Source organism: Novosphingobium sp. HR1a (assembly GCF_015594425.1).
GTDB classification, from domain to species: domain Bacteria; phylum Pseudomonadota; class Alphaproteobacteria; order Sphingomonadales; family Sphingomonadaceae; genus Novosphingobium; species Novosphingobium resinovorum_A.
Genome location: NZ_JABXWS010000116.1, coordinates 1 through 2,640, shown reverse-complemented (window position 1 = coordinate 2,640; position 2,640 = coordinate 1). Strand labels below are relative to the sequence as shown.

At 59.7% G+C, this 2,640-nt stretch carries 4 protein-coding genes; 2 read left to right on the top strand and 2 right to left on the bottom strand.

What is annotated here, in order from left to right:
• Window positions 1-233, bottom strand: a 233-nt coding sequence (locus tag HWN72_RS30110; protein ID WP_211152246.1) for a hypothetical protein, incomplete at its 3' end; no start/stop codon positions are given.
• 124 nt (window positions 234-357) lie between these two features.
• Window positions 358-954, bottom strand: a complete 597-nt coding sequence (locus tag HWN72_RS30105) for a cytochrome c (protein ID WP_211152245.1) — start codon at window positions 952-954, stop codon at window positions 358-360.
• Between the two features lie 221 nt (window positions 955-1,175).
• Here HWN72_RS30105 and copC point away from each other — a divergent pair, with 221 nt between their 5' ends.
• A complete protein-coding gene (copC, locus tag HWN72_RS30100; protein WP_305798397.1) occupies window positions 1,176-1,568 on the top strand; it encodes a copper homeostasis periplasmic binding protein CopC in 393 nt (130 codons plus the stop codon).
• A gap of 14 nt (window positions 1,569-1,582) precedes the next feature.
• Entirely contained in the window at window positions 1,583-2,509 is a 927-nt protein-coding gene (gene copD / locus HWN72_RS30095; protein WP_248006483.1) for a copper homeostasis membrane protein CopD, read from the top strand.
• Window positions 2,510-2,640 lie beyond the last annotated feature (131 nt).

Sequence of the window (2,640 nt, the reverse complement as noted above, 5' to 3'; positions counted from 1 at the left end):
CCGGAAAGGGGACAAGGTGCGGATGCTTCAGCGGGCGGCGTAAAACCCGTGCTGGCGACACCCAACAGCACCGCAGCAAAGGCCGCGGTCATGCCCACTCTTAGTTGCGCGGCTATTGAGACTTGCGGTCGCGCCGCGAGCCGTTTGAAGACAGCCTCCTCCAATCCTGCAAGTCCAGGATGAACGGGGTCGGTGCGAAGGCGGCTCAAAAGCCCATCAAGGTCTGTAGTCATCACGAATTCCCATCATTCAATCTCGCCTTTCGACGTTCCGACCAGCCTATCTTAACTTTCACCGCTCAAGCTGGAAATCGGTGTCTGTTCACGGGCCGTTCGTGCGTCGACAGACCCGTGCGCTCTACGGCATCGGTTTCGCCATGCCGGGCATGTCCTTCATCATCGCGTCATGATCTTCGGGTGCGCTGGCGATGGCGGCTTGATACTGTGCCGCCGACATTTTCGGCAATTGCCGGACAAAGGCGACCATATCCCAGATCAGTTCATCACTATGCGTCTTGCCCCATGCCGGCATGGCGGTCAGCTTGACGCCGTGCTTGATGATCCAGAATTGCTCCTTCGCCGAGTGTTCCTGGTTGCGGAAGAGTTCTGGCGCGCTGGGATACAAACCTTGGCTGATTTCGCTCCTTTCCATGCCCGGTGCGAGGTGACACCCGCTACACATCTCCGTGTAGAGCCCGGCCCCGCTCTGGAGGCGCTTCACCTCCATCAAATTGGCCGGAACGACGATGTTGCGCGACCGGACAGCGATCGAGCGCTCCCGCAATTGGTCGATTATCCAGTAGACGGGTTTGCTATGCGGCGCGTCGGCGCCGATATTGTAGACTCCCGCATACACCATGGCGCCACCGATCGCGCCGACTGCAAGCGCCGCTACAGCAATGAACCGGCCGCTCGGCAAATGCCGCTTCCATCCTGCTGCCCTGGAATCTGTCATTGCGTCCTCCCCAGCAAATGCTCTTGGGCGAGAGGTGATTTCGTGCCCATCCATTTGGTCATACGCACAGGTCGTAATCATCCCTCACGGAATGCAAAAATCATTGATGGACGCGTCCTGACGTGCCGCCGGATGGATCGCGCCTCAAATAAATATGGCTGCATCAATGAGGGGTCTCCCGCCGCCATGCGTAATTGGCTGTGTCGGCAGTACCGCCGCCAATGGAGAAATCGATGTTTCGAGAAGCAATCTTCGCGGTCGCCCTGGCCGCTTCTGCTGTTGTCGCTACCGCCGCGCAGGCGCATCCCAAACTGGCAACGGCATCGCCCGCAGCCGATGCAATGGTGGCAGCCCCGACAAAGATCCAGCTCGTCTTTACCGAAGCGCTCGTTGCACAATTTTCTGGCATCGACCTCACCATGACGGAGATGCCGGGCATGAAGATGGGGCCGATGAAGATCAACGGCGTCAAGGCCACCCTTGCTCCCGACGGCAAGACCCTCGCTGCGACCTTCGCAAAGCCGCTGTCGGCCGGCACTTACAAAGTGGATTATCATGTCGTGTCCGCCGACACGCATCGCATCCAGGGCAGCTACACCTTCAAGGTCAAGTAACGCCCATGCCGGACATGGTGGCGATTGCCGTCAGGCTGGGTCTTTATCTTGACCTCATGCTTCTCTTTGGGCTGCCGATGTTCGGGCTCTATACGTTGCGCGGGGCCGAGCGGAAATCCGGCTCGGTCCTGCGCTTCCGTCCCATCCTCGCCACCATCGCCCTGATCGGCATTGGATTGTCGATTTTGGGCATGATGGTGCTGGCGGCATCTATGGGAGGCGTCCCGATCGGCGAGATTGATCGGGCGACGGTTAACATGGTGATCTCGGGAACGACCACCGGCACCGTGTGGCAGGTGCGTATAGCCGCGCTCTTGTTGATGCTCTATTTTTCGATCGTGGGATGGCGACGGCCGAAATTTGCTTTGACAGCGCTTTCGATCACAGCCGGTGTTGCCCTCGCGACGCTGGCATGGACGGGTCACGGGGCGGCGGATGAAGGCACGCTTGGTTGGGTTCACCTGGGCGCTGACATCATCCATCTTCTAGCTGCCGGGATATGGATCGGGGCGCTGTGTGCCTTGTGCCTTCTCATTTTTCGCCCGGCGGCCCGCATGGCCAAGGATCATATCCACCTTTCGCACCGGGCCTTGGACGGCTTTGCCAGGGTCGGCTCGATCGTGGTCTGCCTGCTCATCCTCTCGGGCCTAGTGAACAGTTGGGTATTGATCGGTCCATCAAAACTGGGGATGCTCTTTACGAGCCTCTATGGTGCACTGCTCTTGGGGAAATTGCTGCTTTTCGGCGCGATGCTGTTGCTGGCGGCGGCCAATCGCTTCTTCCTGACGCCGGCGCTCGCAACCGCGTTGGAAGAAGGTGATGGCTCCTCTGCCGTCCGGTCGCTGCGGCGAAGCCTCCTGATCGAAAGCGGCTGTGCCATCGCGATCCTCGCACTGGTCGCCTGGCTCGGACTGCTGGCGCCTCCAGCGTCGGGAATGTGAGGGAGCGATTTTCAGGGTAACGTGCGGGCTATGGCCTTGATCGCTTTCAAGCCCGACCCGAACCGGGAAATTGCGTCCTTGTGCCGTTCCAGCTCGCCATAGGGGAGATAGGCGATCTCAAGATCGGCGAT

What these genes read in the sequence shown, in the direction of transcription:
- HWN72_RS30105 (WP_211152245.1), bottom strand. Translation starts at nt 954, where the DNA reads ATGACAGATTCCAGGGCAGCAGGATGGAAGCGGCATTTGCCGAGCGGC.
- copC (WP_305798397.1), top strand. Translation starts at nt 1,176, where the DNA reads ATGGAGAAATCGATGTTTCGAGAAGCAATCTTCGCGGTCGCCCTGGCC.
- copD (WP_248006483.1), top strand. Translation starts at nt 1,583, where the DNA reads ATGGTGGCGATTGCCGTCAGGCTGGGTCTTTATCTTGACCTCATGCTT.